Source organism: Roseovarius sp. D0-M9 (assembly GCF_037083805.1).
GTDB lineage: Bacteria > Pseudomonadota > Alphaproteobacteria > Rhodobacterales > Rhodobacteraceae > Roseovarius.
The window spans coordinates 105994-126706 of the sequence record NZ_JBAPKZ010000003.1 but is presented as its reverse complement, the minus strand read 5'-3'; the positions used below and the strand labels follow the sequence as shown (position 1 = coordinate 126706).

At 63.9% G+C, this 20713-nt stretch carries 21 protein-coding genes; 8 read left to right on the top strand and 13 right to left on the bottom strand.

Translation table 11 applies throughout. From position 1 onward, the window contains the following. The first annotated feature begins 54 nt into the window (after nt 1-54). Genes V8352_RS03705 through V8352_RS03695 form a run of 3 tightly spaced genes read left to right on the top strand, consistent with a single transcriptional unit; the run spans nt 55 to nt 2898 of the window. On the top strand, nt 55-930 hold the full coding sequence (locus tag V8352_RS03705; protein WP_336422909.1) for an ABC transporter permease: 876 nt from the start codon (nt 55-57) through the stop codon (nt 928-930). Beyond that, a complete protein-coding gene (locus V8352_RS03700; RefSeq protein WP_336422908.1) occupies nt 927-1868 on the top strand; it encodes an ABC transporter permease in 942 nt (313 codons plus the stop codon). Before V8352_RS03705 ends, V8352_RS03700 begins: the two co-directional genes overlap by 4 nt. A 34-nt stretch (nt 1869-1902) precedes the next feature. After that, nucleotides 1903-2898: an ABC transporter substrate-binding protein gene (locus V8352_RS03695; RefSeq protein ID WP_336422907.1), complete on the top strand. Its 996-nt coding sequence runs from the start codon at nt 1903-1905 to the stop codon at nt 2896-2898. A 188-nt stretch (nt 2899-3086) separates the two neighbouring features. On the opposite strand, the gene aroA is transcribed toward V8352_RS03695, so the two are convergent. The 8 genes from aroA to V8352_RS03655 form a co-directional block, all read right to left on the bottom strand. Next, complete coding sequence (gene aroA / locus V8352_RS03690) at nt 3087-4439, bottom strand: 3-phosphoshikimate 1-carboxyvinyltransferase (protein WP_336422906.1); 1353 nt, start codon at nt 4437-4439, stop codon at nt 3087-3089. Nucleotides 4440-4505: 66 nt separating this feature from the next. Beyond that, nucleotides 4506-5372, bottom strand: a complete 867-nt coding sequence (locus V8352_RS03685) for a lysophospholipid acyltransferase family protein (protein WP_336422990.1) — start codon at nt 5370-5372, stop codon at nt 4506-4508. 130 nt (nt 5373-5502) lie between these two features. After that, nucleotides 5503-5781: an HPr family phosphocarrier protein gene (locus V8352_RS03680; protein WP_336422905.1), complete on the bottom strand. Its 279-nt coding sequence runs from the start codon at nt 5779-5781 to the stop codon at nt 5503-5505. A gap of 4 nt (nt 5782-5785) precedes the next feature. Beyond that, nucleotides 5786-6181, bottom strand: a complete 396-nt coding sequence (locus V8352_RS03675) for a PTS sugar transporter subunit IIA (protein ID WP_336422904.1) — start codon at nt 6179-6181, stop codon at nt 5786-5788. Nucleotides 6182-6211: 30 nt separating this feature from the next. After that, the gene (gene rapZ, locus V8352_RS03670; RefSeq protein ID WP_336422903.1) at nt 6212-7147 is read right to left on the bottom strand and encodes an RNase adapter RapZ; all 936 of its coding nucleotides are present in this window, start codon (nt 7145-7147) and stop codon (nt 6212-6214) included. A gap of 28 nt (nt 7148-7175) precedes the next feature. Continuing rightward, nucleotides 7176-7610, bottom strand: a complete 435-nt coding sequence (locus V8352_RS03665) for an HPr kinase/phosphorylase (RefSeq protein ID WP_336422902.1) — start codon at nt 7608-7610, stop codon at nt 7176-7178. A gap of 4 nt (nt 7611-7614) precedes the next feature. Beyond that, entirely contained in the window at nt 7615-9324 is a 1710-nt protein-coding gene (locus V8352_RS03660) for a sensor histidine kinase (protein ID WP_336422901.1), read from the bottom strand. 2 nt (nt 9325-9326) lie between these two features. Continuing rightward, entirely contained in the window at nt 9327-10031 is a 705-nt protein-coding gene (locus V8352_RS03655; protein WP_336422900.1) for a response regulator transcription factor, read from the bottom strand. A 382-nt stretch (nt 10032-10413) separates the two neighbouring features. Here V8352_RS03655 and V8352_RS03650 point away from each other — a divergent pair, with 382 nt between their 5' ends. Further along, complete coding sequence (locus V8352_RS03650) at nt 10414-12012, top strand: phosphoenolpyruvate carboxykinase (protein ID WP_336422899.1); 1599 nt, start codon at nt 10414-10416, stop codon at nt 12010-12012. A gap of 80 nt (nt 12013-12092) precedes the next feature. Here the strand turns inward: V8352_RS03650 and V8352_RS03645 are convergent, their stop codons facing one another. From V8352_RS03645 to V8352_RS03625, 5 genes are all read right to left on the bottom strand, one after another. Further along, nucleotides 12093-13214: a Hint domain-containing protein gene (locus V8352_RS03645; RefSeq protein ID WP_336422898.1), complete on the bottom strand. Its 1122-nt coding sequence runs from the start codon at nt 13212-13214 to the stop codon at nt 12093-12095. A gap of 216 nt (nt 13215-13430) precedes the next feature. After that, complete coding sequence (locus V8352_RS03640) at nt 13431-14105, bottom strand: type 1 glutamine amidotransferase domain-containing protein (protein WP_336422897.1); 675 nt, start codon at nt 14103-14105, stop codon at nt 13431-13433. Between the two features lie 24 nt (nt 14106-14129). Further along, nucleotides 14130-15161, bottom strand: coding sequence for an NADP-dependent oxidoreductase (locus V8352_RS03635; protein ID WP_336422896.1), 1032 nt, complete (start codon nt 15159-15161; stop codon nt 14130-14132). A gap of 234 nt (nt 15162-15395) precedes the next feature. Beyond that, nucleotides 15396-15728, bottom strand: a complete 333-nt coding sequence (locus V8352_RS03630) for an AzlD domain-containing protein (RefSeq protein WP_336422895.1) — start codon at nt 15726-15728, stop codon at nt 15396-15398. Continuing rightward, complete coding sequence (locus V8352_RS03625; protein ID WP_336422894.1) at nt 15725-16441, bottom strand: AzlC family ABC transporter permease; 717 nt, start codon at nt 16439-16441, stop codon at nt 15725-15727. Before V8352_RS03625 ends, V8352_RS03630 begins: the two co-directional genes overlap by 4 nt. Before the next feature lie 78 nt (nt 16442-16519). Between V8352_RS03625 and V8352_RS03620 the strand changes: the two genes are divergently transcribed. The 4 genes from V8352_RS03620 to V8352_RS03605 are packed head-to-tail and all read left to right on the top strand — an operon-like array spanning nt 16520 to nt 20695. Next, nucleotides 16520-17422, top strand: a complete 903-nt coding sequence (locus V8352_RS03620; protein WP_336422989.1) for a formate dehydrogenase accessory sulfurtransferase FdhD — start codon at nt 16520-16522, stop codon at nt 17420-17422. Next, on the top strand, nt 17419-18015 hold the full coding sequence (mobA, locus tag V8352_RS03615; protein WP_336422893.1) for a molybdenum cofactor guanylyltransferase MobA: 597 nt from the start codon (nt 17419-17421) through the stop codon (nt 18013-18015). The genes V8352_RS03620 and mobA overlap by 4 nt, the downstream gene beginning before the upstream one ends. Then, on the top strand, nt 18012-18515 hold the full coding sequence (gene mobB / locus V8352_RS03610) for a molybdopterin-guanine dinucleotide biosynthesis protein B (protein ID WP_336422892.1): 504 nt from the start codon (nt 18012-18014) through the stop codon (nt 18513-18515). The genes mobA and mobB overlap by 4 nt, the downstream gene beginning before the upstream one ends. Next, a complete protein-coding gene (locus V8352_RS03605; protein ID WP_336422891.1) occupies nt 18512-20695 on the top strand; it encodes a molybdopterin-binding protein in 2184 nt (727 codons plus the stop codon). The genes mobB and V8352_RS03605 overlap by 4 nt, the downstream gene beginning before the upstream one ends. Nucleotides 20696-20713 lie beyond the last annotated feature (18 nt).

Here is a 20713-nt window from a genome sequence, read left to right as displayed (position 1 = left end):
GAAACACACGGTGCAAACGAGTATTTTCGGAACAATGAAAGCAAGAGGTGCACTGTGAGAGACACAGGGCCCATCCTCACCGTCGTTGTCGCAATAATTGCGCTTTGGTATGTCGCCGCCATCCCGCTCAACGCGTCGTGGGCCTATGACAAGGCACAGCGTGCGGACATCGAGTTGAGCACGCAGGACCTCGTCGCCGACACCTGGAGCCAGGACAAGCCCAGGCTTCCGGCCCCTCACCAGATCGCCGCCGAGATATGGGACACCACCGGTGCCATGGTCCTGAAGGGGCGCGGCTTTTCCAAGCGCTCGCTCATCTATCATAGTTGGGTGACATTCAGCGCCACGATGCTGGGCTTTGTTCTGGGGACCGGGCTGGGCGTTCTGCTTGCGGTCGGGATCGTGCACAATCGCACGATGGACCGCAGCGTGATGCCTTGGATCATCGCCAGTCAGACCGTCCCGATCATCGCCATCGCGCCCATGATCATTGTCGTTCTGAATGCCATCGGCATCTCGGGCCTTCTGCCCAAGGCCATGATATCCATGTATCTTTCGTTCTTTCCCGTAGTCGTCGGCATGGTAAAGGGGTTGCGCAGCCCCGATGCGATGCAGCTTGACCAGATGCGCACCTGGAATGCCAGCCGGGCGCAGACATTCTGGCGCCTCCGCCTGCCCTCGTCGATGCCCTACTTCTTTACCTCGCTCAAGATCGGCATGGCGGCCAGCCTTGTCGGGGCCATCATCGGCGAGTTGCCGACAGGCGCTGTCGCCGGCCTTGGCGCGCGCCTTCTGGCGGGCAGCTATTATGGACAGACCGTCCAGATCTGGAGCGCGCTCTTGATGGCGGCCCTGCTGGCGGCGATCCTGGTGGGGATCATCGGCGCAATTCAGCGCCTGATGCTCAGGCGCATGGGGATGAGCCAATGACGAAGCACGCCTCAAAATCCGGCACAGCCAACCGAATCCCCAAGGACGTTTATGTGCTTTGCCTGCTTGGGGCCGCCCTGGTTGGCCTCGGGCTCTACAGCCAGACACTGGCTTTGCTGCTGGCAATCTGGCTGATTGCCTGGCACCTCAACGCGCGGCTGGCACAATCAGACAGGACCGCCGCCCGCATCATGGTGCCTGTCATATTTGGTCTGACCCTGCTGGCGCTGTGGGAAGTCGCCGTGCGCGGCTTTGGCATCAGCCCCATCCTCTTGCCCGCCCCGACAGGCATCGCGCGCACCTTCGCCGCCTCCACGAGCCTTTTGTGGCAGGACTTCGTGCAGACCGTCATCAAAGGCGCCATGAGTGGCTATGTCATCGGCTGCGGCGCGGCCTTCGTGATGGCGATCGCCGTTGACCGCTTCACCTTTCTCAAACGCGGCCTGCTGCCGATTGGCGATTTCATGGCCGCGCTGCCCATCATCGGCCTCGCGCCGATCCTCGTCATGTGGTTCGGCTTTGACTGGCAATCAAAGGCCGCCGTGGTCGTCGTCATGGTCTTCTTTCCCATGCTGGTGAACACCGTTCAGGGCCTCTCCGATACCGGCGCGATGCAGCGCGACCTGATGCGCACCTACGCCGCGAGCTACTGGCAGACGCTGCTCAAGCTGCGCCTGCCCGCCGCCCTGCCCTTCATTTTCAACGGGCTCAAGATCGCGACAACGCTGGCGCTGATCGGTGCTATCGTGGCAGAATTCTTTGGCTCGCCCACGCGCGGGATGGGGTTTCGCATCTCGATCTCGGTGGGGCAACTGGCGATGGATCTGGTCTGGGCCGAGATCGTCGTCGCGGCGCTGGCGGGGTCGGCCTTTTACGGGGCGATCACTCTTGCGGAAAAGGCCCTCACCTTCTGGCATCCGTCACAGCGGAGCCGATGAACAAGAAACGAAAAATCAACAGGGAGCTATCATGATGAACAAATTCAAAACCACTCTCGGCCTTGCCGGCCTTGCCATTGCGGGCGCGGGCGCTGCGCAGGCTGCTGACGAGGTGACACTACAACTCAAGTGGGTCACCCAAGCGCAATTTGCCGGGTACTACGTGGCGCAAGATCAGGGGTTTTACGCCGATGAAGACCTTGAAGTCACGATCAAGCCGGGCGGCCCCGACATTGCCCCAACGCAGGTCATCGCGGGCGGCGGCGCCGATGTTGTCGTGGACTGGATGCCCTCTGCCATGGCCAGCCGCGAAAAGGGCCTCGACCTCGTCAACATCGCGCAGCCGTTCAAGGCATCGGGCATGATGCTGACCTGCCGCAAGGACAGCGGCGTCGAGACGCCCGAGGATTTCCCGGGCAAGACGCTGGGCGTATGGTTCAGCGGCAATGAATACCCTTTCCTCAGCTGGATGAGTAAACTGGGCATCCCCACGGACGGCTCCGACGACGGCGTCACCGTGCTCAAGCAAGGCTTCAACGTCGATCCCCTGCTGCAAGGCCAGGCCGCCTGCATATCGACGATGACCTACAACGAGTATGGTCAGGTGCTTGACGCGGGTCTGGCCGAGGACGAATTGGTGGTCTTCAAATACGAAGATCAAGGCGTCTCGACGCTTGAGGATGGCCTCTATGTGCTGGGTGAAAACCTTGAAGATCCCGCCTTCGTCGACAAGATGGCGCGCTTTGTCCGCGCCTCGATGCAGGGATGGAAATGGGCCGAGGAAAACCCCGAGGAAGCCGCGATGATCGTGCTCGACAATGATGCCAGCGGCGCCCAGACCGAAGAGCACCAGATCCGCATGATGCAGGAAATCGCCAAGCTGACGGCGGGCAGCAACGGCGCGCTCGATCCGGCCGACTTCCAGCGCACGATCGACTCGCTTCTGTCGGGAGGATCTGACCCGGTGATCACCGCAGATCCCGGCGACGCCGCATGGACCCATAAGGTGACCGATCAGGCGCTAAACTGACGCCCAAAGCCCCCCCGAGGGTTAGAGGAAAAGGCGCGTCCAGCAATGGGCGCGCCTCTTTTCTTTTGTGAGCCACCTCAAGGTGCGGGCGACGCCCCGCAGGGAGGGCGTGTTTTCAAACCGGGATGCACCGCGCACTTCGGTCCCACTTCGGGCCCGGCTTTCATTGTTCTTCAAATACTCAAAGGCTACGAAGCGCTGCGCGTTATCTGTGCGCCTAGACGCTCCATCAGCGGCTCGAAGATCGGAAATGACGTGGCAATCGGGCCGCCGTCATCCACCGCGACGGGCGCGTTGGCGGCCATGCCGAGGATAAGGAAGGACATCGCGATGCGGTGGTCCAGATGGCTGGCGCAGGTCGCACTGCCCGGCACGCCGCCATGGCCTCGGCCCTGCACGCTCCACCAATCGGGGCCATCATCGACGGTGACGCCATTCGCGCGCAGCCCGGTCGCCATTGCCTCGATGCGGTCAGACTCCTTGACGCGCAGCTCTGCCACGCCGCGCATCATGGTCGTGCCGTCGGCGAAGGCGGCGACAACCGACAGCGCCGGATATTCATCAATCATCGAAGCGGCGCGGGCCGGATCCACCTCGATCCCCTTGAGGTCCGGCGAAAAGCGCGCGCGCAGGTCGGCCACAGGCTCGCCGCCCTCTTCGCGCGCGTTCTCATAGCTCAGATCGGCGCCCATCTCGCGGAGCGTCGTGAAAAGCCCGGCGCGCGTCGGGTTGAGGCCGATGTTCGGCACCAGAACGTCCGAGCCGGGCACGATCAATGCGGCGCAAACAGGGAAGGCCGCCGAGCTGGGATCGCGCGGCACCTCGATCACCTGCGGGCGCAATTCGGGCTGACCGATCAGCGTGATGACCCGGCCTTCGCGCGTGTCCTCGGTGTGAACCGTCGCACCAAAGCCCGCCAGCATCCGCTCCGAATGGTCGCGTGTCGCCTCGCGCTCGATTACGACGGTCTCGCCCGGCGCGTTCAGCCCCGCCAGCAGCACTGCCGATTTGACCTGTGCCGAGGGGACGGGCGTCGCGTAGCGCACAGGCACGGGATCGGCGGCGCCGATGATCGTCATCGGCAGGCGCCCGCCACTACGCCCATAGCTGCGCGCCCCGAAGAGCGCCAAGGGGTCGGTCACCCGCGCCATGGGCCGCTTGTTCAGCGAGGCATCGCCCGTGAAGGTCGCCGAAATCGGGCAGGTCGCCATTGCCCCCATGATCAGGCGCACGCCGGTGCCGGAATTGCCGCAGTCTATCACCGCCGCCGGCTCGGCAAAGCCGCCGACGCCCACACCGTGAACGGACCACGCACCGCTGCCGTGATCCGTGACCTCGGCGCCGAAGGCACGCATGGCGCGGGCGGTATCAAGCACGTCCTCGCCCTCCAGAAGGCCCGTAATGCGCGTCTCGCCCACGGCCATCGCCCCCAGGATCAACGCGCGGTGCGATATGGATTTGTCGCCGGGCACGTCTGCCGTGCCGGTCAGAGGGCCGCATTTGGCCGAAGTCATGGGGATGGGGGTGCCGTGGCCTGACATGCGCGCGCCTTTGCCTTTGTTGCGTTGCCGCACTGATAGCGCACCCGCAAGCGGCGGTCCATCGCGCTAGGGCTGCTTGGCGTCGCGGCTCTCGTCTGGGGATGCCTCGCCAAGCGACAGCGTATGGGCGCGCAGCCATGTCATGAATCCGCGCGGATCGCTTTCGAGCATCTTCATCCGCTCGTCCGAGATGGGCGCGCCGACCACCGGCTTTTGCGGGCGATTGCAGCTATGCACCACTTCGTGCAGCAAAAGGCTCTGGCGCAGCGTGGGCGAAATCCGGTTGGCCATCTGATACCAGCGGCTGTTGGCGCCGGGGAAATAGATCGGAACCACCCGCGCGCCCGAACGGCGGATCATCTGCGCGGTAAAGACGTTCCACTCGCGCTCGATCGCGGGGCCGAACATCGTGTCCGATGACGCAACGACCCCCGAAGGAAAGACGCTGATCAGCCCGCCCTCCTTGAGGTGGGCCATCGCACTGGCGCGCATGTCCACTGACTTGCGCTGCGCATCGGGCTCATGCGGGAAAGGCACCGAAATCATGTAGCTGGCCGCCACCTCGTCGATCCCGGTCAAGAGGGCGCGGGTCAGGATCTTGTAATCCGTGCGGCGCCTGCCGATCAAATCGGCAAGGATCATGCCATCGACCAGCCCGTGCGGATGGTTGGCGACTGCGACCACGGGGCCTGTCGGGGGAATGTTCTCCAACTCGCTGTCGGGCGTCAGCAGATCTATACCCATCGTATCCAGTGAAGCGCGCCAGAAAGGCTGGCCGGTCGGCGCGCCGCGCCGTTCAAAGTCGCGGATCATCCGGATGATCGAGATCTTGCCCGTCATCCATTCGATTGCCCGGATCGTCGCCCCCGTCAGAGGTGAATCGAAGGTGTTCGAATAGGTCAGGCTGCGCCGATCATACTTGGGGAACGTCACAGTCGATCCCGCGCGCGCACCTGAGTTCGGTGCCTCGGCACCGCCATGATCGGATCCCTCACCCCTGTCGTCGGTGTGCTCGATTGCCAACTTGGACCGTTCCAATCCGTCACTCGGCGCGAGTGGCGTGCTACATGTCTTCCCCGAACTTGGCTGCGACGAGGGCGGCGACCGCATCGGCCAGCGCCTCGGCATCGGGGCCGCGGGTTTCGACGTCAATAGTGGTTCCCATCGCGGCTGCCAACATCAAAAGGCCCATGATGCTGTCGCCGCTTGCCGATTGCCCCTCATGCGAGACTTCAGCCGTCGCATCGAACCCTTCGACCACCTCGACCAGCTTGGCCGAGGCGCGGGCGTGCAGCCCTTTGACGTTGACGATCTCCAACTTGCGCGTAACGGGTGCGGACATAAGTTCAATCTTCCACTGAAATATTCTGGCTGTCGATATACTTGCGCGCCGCGTAAAGTGCGTCGCGCACTGCATCGGGCAGCGGCTTGTCCCGGCTCTTGGCCAGCTTGATCAGCATCGGCAGGTTCGCGCCATAAAGCATGCGGCGATCCCCCGTGCGGCAGGCAGGCATGGACAGGTTCGACGGTGATCCGCCAAACATATCGGTCACGACCGCCACGCCGTCGCCGCGGTCGACCTCGATGGCTGCCTCGGTGATTTCCTGCGCCTTGGCCTCGCGGTCATCGCCGCTTTCGACCGAGATCGCCCGGATGCCCTGCTGCGGCCCCACGACATGCTCGATCGCGGCCATATACTCGCGTGCCAACCCGCCGTGTGCTACGATGACGATCCCGATCAACGCCTTGCAATCCTTATATTCCTGCGCCGTTTAAGATATCTGGTCGGCGCCTGCGCGGCGCTCCATCTCTCTGTGCCTAATTGACACCGGCCACCCCTCTTCCGCAAGGGTGCGCGCCAAAGTTTCCGCCATGGCCACCGATCTATGCTGCCCGCCGGTACAGCCCAGCGCAATCGAAAGGTAGGACTTGCCCTCGGCCTGAAAGGCCGGAATGAGCATGTTCAGCATCTCCTTGAGATGCGCCAGAAACTGGACGGACCGGACGTCGTCTTGAACAAAACGCGCCACATCCGGTGTGCGCCCATCCAGCCCGCGCAGGCCCGGCACCCAGTAGGGGTTTTTCAGGAACCGACAATCGAACACCATATCGACACCGCGTGGTAGGCCGCGCTTGTACGAAAAAGAATGAACCGACACGGCAAGCCTCCCCGCGTCACTGGGACCGACCCATTGCTCCAGCTCCGCGCGCAGCTCTTGCGGGCTCAGCTCGGACGTGTCGATCAGGATATCGGCACGGGTGCGCACGGCACGCAGCAGATCCAGCTCGCGCGCAATCCCGATCTGCGCGCTTTCCGCCGGGGCCAGCGGATGTCGGCGCCTTGTCTCGGAAAAGCGCCGCAGCAAAACCTCGGACCGGCAGTCAACAAAGAGCAGTTGCACATGCCGATCACCGCGCGCGCAGAGTTGGTCGACCGCGTCGATGATGGCCTCGGTCGAAAAATCGCGATTGCGCGGATCGACTCCCAGCGCCATGGGCCGGATCGGAGTGTCGCCGCCGCCCTCCGGAACGGCAAGCAGCCGGGGAAGCAGACTGAGCGGCAAGTTGTCGATCGCCTCATAGCCCATGTCTTCGAGCGCGTGGATCGCCGTGCGGCGCCCTGCCCCCGAGGGGCCGGTCACCAGCACGACGTGCGGCTTGTCCCGCACCGGCGTATCGCTCATCTCATGGCTGGTCTCGTGGCTCATCGTTGAAACTCCTCGTTTCGCTCCGGCATCACGCCGCGCGACCATGCAAGAGATATAGATGAATCGCAGCAGCAAAATGCCCTGCGGCATTGCCCCGCACCAACGGCAGCGACACGCCCAGGATTGCCTCCGTTTCAGCCGGTGGAAGCCGCGGCTGCGGATCTCCTGACAGCTCAACAATCAAGGCCGCCGGCACCGGCCCCGATGCGGGGGCGTTCAGGATACCGACCCCCCTCGCCTCGATCTTGCCCTTGATGGCCGCAGGCGCATCTAGCAAAAGCCTGCTTTCGTCCCGCCAGACATCCGTGCGGTCGTCCGAAACAAGCGTGCCGCCCATGGCGATCAATTGCAGAGCGAGCGATGATTTGCCACTGCCCGACGCGCCGCGCACCAATACGGCGCGACCCGCCACCGCGACGCTCGTTGCGTGCAGCGTGAGAGTGCCGGACGCTGACCTGGCCATTTCGCTAGACCGGCAGGCCAACGACAAAACGGGCACCCAGCGGATCCGAGGTTATGTCTGCGTCCGTTGGCCGGATATTCTCGGCCCAGATGACACCGCCATGCGCCTCGACGATCTGCTTGGAGATCGCGAGTCCAAGACCGGAATTATTGCCGAAGTCATTGGCGTCCCGCTGAGAGTAGAAGCGCTGGAAAATCTTGGTCAGGGCCTGATCGGGAATGCCGGGGCCCGTATCTTCGACCACGATCAGCACCCGGTTTTCGCGGCGGCGGGCCCACAGACGGATGGCGTCGCCCTCCTCGCAAAAGCTGGTGGCATTCGAAATGAGGTTGACGAAAACCTGAGCCAGACGCGCCTCGAGCCCGTTGATGATGATCGGCTCACGGGGGAAGTCCGTGATGAACTCTATCCCCTTCTCGCCCGCCTGCTCGCCCAGATACTGGCCCAGATTGCGCATCATGGTCAGCAGATCGAATGCCTCTTCCTCTTCCTTGACCAATTCGCTGTCGAGGCGCGAGGCGTTTGAGATATCACTGACCAGCCGATCGAGGCGGCGCACGTCATGGTCGATCACGTCCAGCAGTTTTTCGCGCTGGTCGTCACGCTTGGCCACACGCATCGTGCCGACCGCGCTGCGCAGGCTGGCTAGCGGATTCTTGATCTCATGCGCGACGTCCGCAGCGAACTGCTCGTTTCCGTCAATCCGGTCGTAAAGCGCGGCCACCATCCCGCGCAGGGCGCCCGACAGGCGCCCGATCTCGTCCGGGCGCGCGGTCAGATCGGGAATGCGAATGCGCCCATTGCCTTGCCGGCCCCGATTGCGCGCCCCGCCGATTTCGGCGGCCGCCGCCAGATCCGCAAGCGGGTGGGCGATGGTCGAGGCTAAAATCAGGCTGAGACCGATGGAAACCAGCGTCGCGATGAGAAACATTTGCAAGACGCGCTCATGCTCGGACATGACGAGGTTGTCGATTTCTCCAGTGGCGCTGATCATCGAGACGACAGCCACAGGCTCATCGCCCTGCTCGATCGGGGTCGAGATGACAAAGACGGCGCCGCCGTCCACTTCGCCCGTAATCACCTGCGTGCCTTCCGTCAGGGCCTTGCTCACTTGCGCGCGCGCCAGATCCTCGAGGTTCACCGCTGCATCACTCGTGCCTGCGGTGAACGGCCTCGATAGAACAGCCCACAGACGCGTCAGCGCGTCGGTGATGATCGTTGGCTGGCGCTGTGACGAGGTGGCCGGTCGGTCAGCGGCGCCCGTCACGCGACCCGCAAGGGCGCCAGCCGCGTCAAAGACAAAGACCTCGGCCCCTTCCTGAACGTCGATTGCCGCCAGCGTGCCCTCCACATCGATGCCGTCGCCAGTAATCATGTTGACCGGCGAGCGGCCAGGCATTTGCACCTCAAAGACATTCGCGACCAACTCGGCCTCGCCAACGAGGCCACTCATCCGCTGAAGCGCCAGCCCGTCACGCGACGCGTTGAGATACAGAATGCCTCCAACGAGAATATTCAGCGCGATCAGGTTGAAGATGATGATCTTGCGCGTCAGCGGCGACCCACGCAGCGAAAAGAAGCCGCGCCGCGCCCGGCGCGCGCGGATCTCATCCTCGACCACGTTGTCCGGTGCGACGAAATCATCGCCGAGGACTACATCGCCATCCCGTCCCGGTGCCGCATCGCGCACATCAATCCCCTCGGCCAACGCCACTTTTATTCTTCGTTATACCTGTAGCCAATACCATAAAGCGTCTCAATCGCCGAGAATTCGGGATCGACCTGGCGCAGCTTCTTGCGCAGACGCTTGATATGGCTGTCGATGGTGCGGTCGTCGACGTACACCTGATCGTCATAGGCCACATCCATCAGCTGGTCGCGGCTCTTGACGAAGCCGGGCCGCTGCGCCAGCGCCTGCAGCAGCAGGAATTCGGTCACGGTCAGCGACACGTCCCGCCCCTTCCATGCGACGGCGTGGCGCAGCGGATCCATGCGCAGCTCGCCCCGCTCGATCACCTTGCCCTCTTCGGCGTCAACGGCGGTCACCTTGCCGTCCAGCGCATCCTGCCGGCGCAGCAGCGCACGGATCCGCTCGACCAGAAGGCGCTGCGAAAACGGCTTCTTCACATAGTCGTCGGCGCCCATGCGCAGGCCCAGAACCTCGTCGATCTCATCGTCCTTGGACGTCAGAAAGATCACCGGCATCTGCGACTTCTGGCGCAGCCGCTGAAGCAGGTCCATGCCATCCATGCGCGGCATCTTTATATCGAGCACGGCCATGTCGGGCAGCTTCTTGGAAAATGCGTCAAAAGCCTGCTGGCCGTCGTTATAGGTTTCGACCTCAAAGCCTTCGGCCTCGAGGGTCATGGAAACGGATGTCAGAATATTCCTGTCATCGTCCACAAGGGCGATTTTGGACATGTCTTAATTCCTTGTACTGCTCAGATTGCCTGATTTTTTTCGCCTACTATGCCGCTGTTTGCGCGCACCGATCAATCCCAATTATCGAATCGCCCTCTCTCAAGCCTCTATTTGAGGCCGTTTTTCATAACCAATGGCTAATATGACTCACCTTTCCGCATCGAATTGCGCGAAAACCCCACGCAGCCGCGGCAAAACGGCGCGATTGCGCTAACGTCAATTTGGTTGCGCTAACGTTTGCCTTGCCGCCTGTTCAACCCTCAAGACGCCATGCTAAGAGGCGCGAGCGGCACCTGGCCGGAGCGCGCCATTCCCTTTCATGGGGGGGGCGAACGCACCGTGCCCCAAGGCGGCCACGAACAGGTATCAGAGAGAGAATGTCATGACATTGGGACGGGTAAATCCGAACTTCCGGCTTGAAGATCAGGGGATCAATGGGCTGGACAGCGTCCACTACAATCTGATCGAGCCCGCGCTGATCGAGGCCGCGCTGAAAAACGGTGAGGGCGAGTTGGGCCGCGGCGGCGCCTTTCTGGTCTCGACCGGCAAATTCACAGGCCGCTCGCCGCAGGACAAGCACGTCGTCGCCACCAAGAGCGTCAAGGATAACATCTGGTGGGAGAACAATGCCGCCATGTCGCCCGAAGGCTTCGACGCGCTGTATGAGGATATGCTGGCGCATATGAAGGGCGGCACGTACTACGTGCAGGATCTCGTCGGCGGCGCGGATCCCGCCTATGCGATCAAGGTGCGTATGGTCACTGAACTGGCCTGGCACGGGCTCTTCATCCGCCACCTTCTGCGCCGTCCCGAGGCGGAGGCGCTGGATAATTTCATCGCCGATTTCACCGTCATCAACTGCCCCAGCTTTCAGGCGGACCCGGCCAAGCATGACTGCCGGTCCGAAACCGTCATCGCGATGAATTTCGATCGCAAGATCATCCTGATCGGCGGCACGGAATACGCCGGTGAAAACAAGAAATCGGTGTTTTCTCTGCTGAACTACCTGCTGCCGGAAAAGGACGTGATGCCGATGCACTGCTCGGCCAACCACGCCAACGGCAACCCGGTGGATACCGCCATCTTTTTTGGACTTTCGGGCACGGGCAAGACGACGCTGTCGGCAGACCCGGACCGCACATTGATCGGCGATGACGAGCACGGCTGGTCGGATCGCGGCACCTTCAACTTCGAAGGGGGCTGCTATGCCAAGACGATCAACCTCGACCCCGAGGCCGAGCCCGAGATCTATGCGACCACGTCCAAGTTCGGCACCGTGATCGAGAACATGGTCTATGACGCGCAAACCAAGGAGCTGGATTTCGAGGACGACTCGCTGACGGCGAACATGCGCTGCGCCTATCCGCTTGAGTATATCTCGAACGCGAGCGAGACGGCCATCGGCGGACACCCCAAGAACATCATCATGCTGACCTGCGACGCGTTCGGCGTGCTGCCCCCCATCGCGCGACTGACACCGGCGCAGGCGATGTATCACTTCCTGTCGGGCTTCACCTCGAAGGTTGCCGGCACCGAGCGCGGCGTGACCGAGCCCGAGCCGACATTCTCGACCTGCTTTGGCGCGCCCTTCATGCCGCGGCGGCCCGAGGTCTATGGCAACCTGCTGCGCAGCAAGATCGCCAAGCATGGCGCCACGTGCTGGCTGGTCAATACCGGCTGGACGGGCGGCGCCTATGGCACCGGCTCACGCATGCCGATCAAGGCGACGCGCGCCCTGCTGACTGCGGCGCTTGACGGCTCGCTGGGCGATGTGGAATTCCGCACGGATGCGAATTTCGGCTTTGAGGTGCCGATCGACGCGCCGGGCGTGCCCACTGTCCTGCTGGACCCGCGCCGCACCTGGGACAGACCCGACAGCTATGACCGCCAGGCGGCCAAGCTGGTCAACATGTTCGCGGAGAATTTCGAACAGTATGTCCCGCATATCGACGAGGACGTGAAGGCGGCCGCCATCGGGTGACCCCAGCCCTCTGCTTTTGAAACTTTCCAAAGGGCGCGCCATAAGGTGCGCCCTTTGTCATCGCGGCAGTCCAGCGCGAACTAATGCAACCGTTCGGCCCCGCGCGCCGCGTTCGCGTGATGTGGCGGTATCGCAGGACCGCATCGCACGTCAGGCGCGACGACGCACCGTCCGTTCTTCTTCAGGCGCTCGACCAGTTTGCGCCCTTTCCTGCCCTCAGCCAGGGGTCTGCACGGCTCTTGCTGCACGCGCCGCTCAACCAACTGGGGAAAAAGGCATATGATCTCCTGACGGGTGTCGTGATCCAGCGATTTCAGGGCCTCTTTGCCCAAAAGCAGACTTTCGCACGGCGCGCCATTTGCAAAGACGATTTCGTGGTTTTCCAACAATAGATGAAAGTATTCAACACTGCGGCCATCATCCGTCGCGTCGATTCCTGCCAGAGGTGTCAGGTTTTTGATCGCGACAAGCACCTCCTGCGTGCCGAACATCCGCGCGGCGGTCTTGGAGCGCACCAGCACACGGTGCTGCGGTGACAGATAGAGATCATTTTGCGGTATCTGTGCCCCCAGCGCGCCGGCGCTGACGTGAATTGGGCGCAGTCGCGCAGTCCGGGCCAGTATCCGCGCACCAACGGTCTTGGCACCGATCCACATGATCTGCCGCAACCCATGATCTGCCGTCATGACCCGGTCGCCCGGACGCAGGTCCTGCACCGGGGCCCACCTGCCGTTCTCTGTCTCGATCAGGGTGCCGCGCAGGAAACACACGACATTGACGTTGTTGTTGAGCGTGGAAATGATGGCGGCGTCATTGCCTGCCACATCTTCGATTTGGCCCGTTCGGATCGACCGAACGTTGATGTCGCCGTATTTGTCGTTCGGAACGATGAAATACCTGACATCTGCGCCGTTCGACACCGTCAGGAACACCACATCCAGGTTCGACTCGCTTTTCGGATCAAAGGGGTAGTCCACCCCGTTCCCATCCGTAAATCGGCCGCTGCTTTCAGGTTCCTGAATCAGGTCAATCCTGTATCGGACGCCGCCGATGAAAATGTCGTCCCGTTCGTCGAATTCGCCATCATCAAGCTCGGGTGACGTGACATTTTCGACGACGCCCAGTAGATTGCCGTTGGCTACGGAATAGGTGGTGTTTTCACGAATGCCCGTGACCTCGATGAGATCATAAATCGTAGCCAAAACCCGGATCTCCAAGTTGTCCTTGCGACGCAGCGCCGAATTTTCGGCTGCCGAGCAAACATGCGTGCGCAGGCATTAAGAAATGGAGAACGAAAAAGAGAATTTACGAGGCATTTTAGCCGTCTAGCCGCAGCGGCACTGCCATCTTGGGCAACCCCGCGTGTTCAGAGCATGTTGGCAGGCAGACCAGCGGCTGATCCACCTGCCAACAGCGCGCTAGAACAGGGCGAGCATCTTCCGGGCCGCCTCTTCGGATGACGCCGGATTCTGGCCGGTGACGAGTTTGCCATCGACCACCACGAAGGAGGCCCAATCGTCGCCCTTCTGATAGTCGCCCCCGTTGGCCTTGAGCATGTCCTCGACAAGGAAAGGCACAACGTCCGTCAGGCCCACGCCCTCCTCCTCGGTATTGGTAAAGCCGGTCACGGTCTTGCCCGACACCAGCGGCTTGCCGTCCGCACCCTTGGGGTGCTTGAAGACCGCTGGCGCGTGGCAGACCGCACCGACCGGCCTGTCGGTGGACGCAAAGGTTTCGATCAGCGCCGCGCTGTCGGCGTCCTCGGCCAGATCCCACAAGGGGCCATGCCCGCCGGGATAAAAGATGGCATCGAACCCATCGGCCGAAACGCCGGACAGCGCCTTGGTATTGGCCAGCTCCTCTTGCGCCGCACTATCGCCCTTGAAGCGTTTGGTTGCCTCTGTCTGGGCATCCTCGGCATCGCTCGATGGGTCCAGCGGGGGCTGGCCGCCCTTGGGCGAGGCCAGCGTGATCTCAGCGCCCGCATCCTTGAAGACGTAATACGGCGCCGCGAATTCTTCGAGCCAGAAGCCCGTCTTGTTGCCAGTATCGCCCAGCTTGTCGTGCGACGTGAGGACCATGAGAATTTTCATTTAATAAACCTTTGTCTTTGAGTTTCAGTTGGCCAGCTTGATGACACGCTTGCCGAAAGCCTCGCCGTTGAGCAGCCCAACAAACGCCTCTGGCGCCTGTTCCAGCCCATCGATCACCTCTTCGCGATACTGGATCTTGCCCTCGCGGACCCATGCGCCCACCTGCTCGGCGAACTCGGGGTAGAGATGGCCAAAGTCGTCAAACACGATAAACCCGCGCAGGGTCATGCGTTTGCGCAGAATGGTGCCTATCAGCAGGCTCAGCCGGTCCGGGCCATCCGGCAGTGACGTGGCGTTATACTGCGAGATCAGGCCGCAGACCGGAATGCGCGCGGAGGTGTTGAGCAGCGGCAGAACCGCATCGAAGACGGCGCCGCCCACGTTCTCGAAGTAGATGTCGATGCCATCCGGCACGGCCTCTTGCAGCACATCGGCAAAGCTGCCCGCCTTGTAGTCGATGCAGGCATCAAACCCCAGGGTATCGACGACATGCGCGCATTTTTCCGGCCCGCCTGCGATGCCGACGACGCGGCAGCCCAGGATCTTGCCGATCTGGCCCACCGTGGCACCGACCGGGCCACTGGCCCCGGCAACCACGAGGGTCTCGCCCGGTTCGGGCTGACCGATCTGCGTCAGACCTGCCCAAGCGGTCAGCCCCGGCATACCCAGAACGCCTAGCGCCCATGAGGGATTTTCAGGGTTTTTGCCCATGTTGATCACGCTGGTGCCATCCGAGACCGCGTAGTCCTGCCAACCGCCAAAGGCCGAAACCCAATCGCCGGCCTCAAACCCGTCGACGTCCGAGGTGATGACCTCGGCAACCGTGCCGCCGACCATGACCGCGCCGATCTCAACCGGGGCAGCATAGGAGGGTGCGTCGCTCATCCGGCCGCGCATATAGGGGTCGAGCGACAGATAGGCGTTGCGCAGCAGCATCTGCCCCTGTCCAGCAACCGGGCGCTCTTCGGTCTCAAGGCGCAGCGTCCGGTCGTCCGGCTCGCCCTTGGGGCGCTCGGCCAACACGAATTTTCGGTTCTGGTCATCGGTCTGGGTCATGGATGGTCTCCTTTGCCGTCGCAGCCTGCGGATGGGCGGGCGTTTGTATGCCCCCGCGCCAAATGTGGCGCCGAGCCGCGTCACAGAGATGAGAATTGTTTCACCTGTTTGAGCAGGTAAGGTCTTACCTGTGCCTTGAGCGCGCAATTGCAATGCCCAGCACAGCATCCGGAGCAGAGGCCTGCGCGGCAGCCCGAACGGATGCCTCACCCCGCGGCCATGCGCCCCGCCGGATCAGCCCAGCAGGTACAGCATTCCGTAAAGCGTGGCCGCCCCCGCGAGGATGGCCGCCACGACGTTGCGCGTGGCAAGGCCGATCAGGATCGTGGCGCAGGCCGCCGCCATGCGCGGCAGATCCAGCGCGCCGCCCGTTGCGGGCGGCCAGACCACCATCGGCGCAACGAGGCCCGGCAGAACCGCCACCGCCGTATAGCGCAGGTGGCGCAAGATCCACGCCGGCAGCGGACGATCCCCGATGAGACCCAGAAAGACGAACCGCAATCCGAAACTGCCCAGCCCGAGGCAGACGATGGTGATCCAGATATCCAGCGCAGCAATCTCGTTCATGGCGCGCGCTCCTTGCGGGTCATAATCAGCTCGACCTGCGCGCCCGCCATCATGCCGACCAGCCCCGCCACCAGGAGGCCCATGCTGTAGGGAACAAAGGCCAGCACCAGCGCCACGGTGATCGACACCAGCGCCGCGACCACATGCGCCGCCGTGCGCAGCATCGGCGCGATCATTGCAAGGAACGTGATCGGCACAGCGAAATCCAGCGCGAATTCGGGCGGAATCCGCTCGCCCACCAGCGCACCAATCACGGTAAAGATCAGCCACAAAGGCATCAGCGGGGTGATTGCCCCGAAATAGAAGGCAAGCCTTTGACGCAGGCTCCACCCGGGATGCTTTTCATAGGCCAGGATCGCGCTGGCATAGGCCTGATCGACCATGCAATAGGCCACCAGCGCCCGCACGCCAAGGCGCGCCTCGCCCAGATGCGGCGTCAATGAGGCCGAATACATCGCCATCCGCAGGTTGACCGCCAGCGCCGTGACCACGACGATGATGGTCGGCGCATGTTCTGACAAAAGCTGAATCGCGGTGAATTGCGCAGCGCCCGCGACAACCAGCAGCGAGAACGAAAATGTCTCGATCAGGGTCAGCCCCGCCTCGGTCGCGACCACCCCGAAAAGCAGCGCGAAGGGTACCAGCACGAGGATGAAGGGCGCCCCGGCGCCGACGCCTTGCCAGTAGGTGGATTTGGTGCTTTCTGGTGTCATGAGGTGCCTAGCCAAGCAAAACCGCGCCGCCACCTGAAAATGCCGCGCCCCGCTGCGCTTAACCGCCCCGCCAAGGAGATGCAATTGCCCCCGCCCGATGACAGCCCCTACATCATCGCCCCTGCGCCCGCCGCACCGGGCCTGACACGCGCCGTCACCGGCACCGATCACGAGGGCCGCGCCCAGACGATCAACGTGGTCGAAGAGCGCCCGTTGACAATCTTTCTCAACGCGCAAGAGATCGTGACGGCCATGACCATCGGGGATTACCCCGAGTATCTGGCGCTCGGGTTCTTGCGCAATCAGGGCATGTTGAAGGACGGTGAGGCCGTGCTGCGCGTCGATTACGACGAAGAGCTCGAAACTGTCGTGGTGCGCACGGACGGAAGCACCACCTACGAGGACAAGCTCAAGAAAAAGACGCGCACCAGCGGCTGCGCCGTCGGCACCGTCTTTGGCGACATGATGGAAGGGCTGGAGGGCGTTAGCCTGCCCGAGGCGGAGGTGCGCACCTCCGATCTTTATCATCTGGCGCATGTCATCAACACGACGCCCAGCCTCTATCTCGAGGCGGGGGCGATCCATGGCACGGTCCTGTGCGAGGGGGCGCGTCCGCTGGTCTATATGGAGGATGTCGGGCGCCACAATGCCGTCGACAAGATCGCGGGATGGATGCTGTCCGAGGGCGTGGGGCCGCAGGGCAAGATGCTCTACACCACCGGGCGGCTCACCTCCGAGATGGTCATCAAGACCGCGCTGATGGGCATCCCGGTGCTGGCCTCACGCTCGGGCTTTACCGCCTGGGGGGTCGAGATCGCACGGCAGGTTGGCCTCACCTTGATCGGGCGGATGCGCGGACGGCGCTTTGTCTGCCTTGCGGGCGAGGAGCGCCTCGTGCGCGATACCGACCCCGAAAGCGTGGCCGAGGAAGAGGGCAAGCATCGCCGCAAATCGGCGCGCAGCGCGCAAGAGACGTCATGAAGCAGCCTTGCGCCATCATCCTCGCCGGGGGCCGCGCCACGCGCATGGGCGGGGGGGACAAGGGGCTGCTGCCGCTGGGCCGGGGCGCGCTGCTGGATCATGTGATCGACCGGATCACGCCGCAGGTGGCTGCCACCGCTCTCAACGCCAATGGCGATCCGGCGCGGCTTGCCCGGTTTGGCCTGCCCGTGCTGGCCGATCCGGTGGAGGGGTTCGCCGGCCCCTTGGCGGGCGTTCTGGCAGGCATGGATTGGGCGGCGCGGCAAGGCGCGGAAACCGTCGTTTCCGTGGCCGCCGATACGCCGTTCTTTCCGTGCGATCTGGTGCCGCAGCTCCTTTTGGCGACCGAGGGCATGGACGTGCCGCTGGCCCTTGCCGCGACGCCGGACGGGCGACACCCCACCTTTGGCCTCTGGCCGGTCGCCTTGCGCGCAGACCTGCGCGCGGCGCTGGAGGGCGGCTTGCGCAAGGTCGTGCAATGGACAGATGCGCATGGGGCCGCCACGGCGATGTTTCCGGCAGCGGGCGATCCCTTTTTCAACGTCAACACGCCCGAGGATCTGGCCCGCGCCCAGGCGATGGTGGCCGAATGAGGGTCTTTGGCGTCACTGGCTGGAAGAACGCGGGAAAAACCGGCCTGATGGAGCGCCTTGTGAGAGAGATCACGGCGCGCGGTATTTCCGTCTCGACGGTCAAGCACGCGCATCACAGTTTCGAGGTCGATCAGCCAGGGCGCGACAGCTATCGCCACCGGGAGGCGGGCGCGCATGAGGTGCTCTTGGCCTCCAAGGCGCGCATCGCCCTCATGCAAGAGCTGCGCGGTGCGCCCGAGCCTGACCTTGCCGACCTGCTGGCGCGCCTTGCGCCCGTGGATCTTGTGCTGATCGAAGGCTACAAACGCGCGCCCCACCCCAAGGTCGAAGCCTATCGCGCGGCGGCGGGAAATCCCCTGATCGCACCGGACGATCCCAGTATCCGCGCCGTCGCTGCCGATTGCACGCTCGAGGTGCCGCGCGCCGCACCCTGCCCGGTGCTTGATCTGGACGACACCCCGGCCATCGCGGATTTCATCCTGCGAGAGGTGGGGCTGTGAGCGGGTTTGACAGCGTTCTTGTCGTCGATTGGTCCGCCGCCTCCTCGCGCGCGCCGGCCCGCCCGTCCAAGGATGCGATCTGGCTGGGGTTCGTCGAGGCGGGCGCGCCGCAAAGCCCGATCTATTGCCGCAGCCGGATCGAGGCCGAAGTGGCCATTGCCGGCATCATGGAGGCAGAGCGCGCCGCCGGGCGCCGCCTGCTTGCCGGATTTGATTTTCCCTTCGGCTATCCGGCGGGCGTGGCCCGCCGCGTGACCGGCGGGGAGGATCCGCTGGACCTGTGGGATTGGCTGGCCGCCCGCATCACCGACAGCGAGACAGGCGCCAACAACCGCTTTGACGTGGCCGAGACGCTCAATGCGCTCTGGGACGGCCCCGGCCCCTTCTGGGGCAAGACGCATGCCGATCGCTGGCCCGGCATCCCCTACCGCAAGGAGGGCGTCCGTTACGACACCATCGCCGAGAAACGCGCCTGCGATCTGGCGTCCAAGGCGGCCAGCAGTTGTTTTCAGCTTTGCTACCATCCCACGGTCGGCAGTCAGGCCCTGATGGGCCTGCCCATGCTGTCGCGGCTGCGACGGCAGCCGGGCACTGCCGTCTGGCCGTTTCAGGATTGGCAGGAGGCAGACGTCGTGCTGGCCGAAATATGGCCGGGCCTGATCGAGCCTGCGGTGCGCGCGGCATTGGCCGCGGATCCTGCGCAGATCCGCGATGCGGTGCAGGTCGATCTGCTGTCGCGCGCGCTGGCGCATCTGCCAGACGCGCGCCTGAGCGCAATGATGTCGGACCTGCCCCCAGAGGTGCAGGATGAGGCGCGCGAAGAGGCGTGGATCCTCGGCGCGGGCCATGCCGACTTGCTGAGCGATCTGGCCCATCGCAGCGCCCCGCCGCCCCCGCCTGCCGCACCGGGCCCGATAGCCCCGCCACCAGCGCCGCCACCCCTGCGGGACGATTGCTTTGCCATGCCGCAGGGCACCGAATGGACACCTGTGGACACGGCTCTGGCGGCGCTGCGACAGGGCCTGCATCCGATTGCGCGCACCGCCCCCTGCCCGCTGGGCGCTGCGGCCGGCCGCATCCTTGCCTCCCTCGTCACCGCCCGCCGCGCCAGCCCGCCCCACGCCAATTCCGCGGTTGATGGCTATGGCTTTGCCCATGGGTCATTGCCGCCAGGCGATCCGGTGATGCCGCTTGCGCCGGGCCGGGCGGCGGCGGGCGCGCCCTATGACGGCGCAGTCCCGGCGGGCCAATCGATCCGCATCCTGACCGGCGCGATCCTGCCGGACGGCGTGGATACCGTCGTTCTGGAAGAGGACACGCGCCAATCTGCGGGCCAGATCGCCTTTCGCACCGGGATCAAACCCGGCGCGAATGCGCGCAAGGCGGGCGAGGACACCCCGGAAGGCGCCGAAGTTCTTGGACCGGGCCGCGTGCTGACCCCCGCCGACCTGGCGCTCTTGGCCTCCGTCGGCATTGGCGAGGTGCCGGTCTATCAGCGCCTGCGCGTTGCGATCCTCTCGACAGGGGACGAATTGATCGAGGCTGGCGGCGACGCGGGCCGGGGCCAGATCTTTGACGCCAACCGCCCGATGCTGCTGGCCCAGATCACCAGCTGGGGGATGGAGGCCATCGACATGGGCCGCATCCCCGATGATCGCGCGGCCTTGCGCGCCGCCCTCGATGAGGCGGCAGGCCGCGCCGATGTCATCTTCACCTCGGGCGGCGCATCCGCGGGAGATGAGGATCACGTCTCAGCCCTTCTTGGCGAGGCCGGAGCGCTGCGCGAGTGGCGGATCGCACTGAAACCGGGGCGTCCCCTCGCCTTGGGGCTGTGGCAGAAAGCGCCGATCTTCGGTCTGCCGGGCAATCCGGTGGCGGCGCTGGTCTGCACGCTGATCTTCGCGCGCCCGGCGCTGGCCCTTCTGGCCGGTGCGGGGTGGAGCGTGCCGCAGGGCTTTGACGTGCCCGCCGCCTTCAGCAAGTCCAAAAAGCCGGGGCGCCGCGAATACCTGCGCGCGCGCATCCGCGAGGGCCGCGCCGAGGTTTTCCCATCCGAGGGATCGGGCCGCGTCAGCAGCCTCAGCTGGGCCGAAGGGCTGGTCGAGTTGCCCGACGGCGCTGCCCAGATCGCGCCCGGCGACCCGGTGCGTTACATTCCCTTCGGCAACTTCGCGCTCTAGCGCGCGCGGGACACTGCG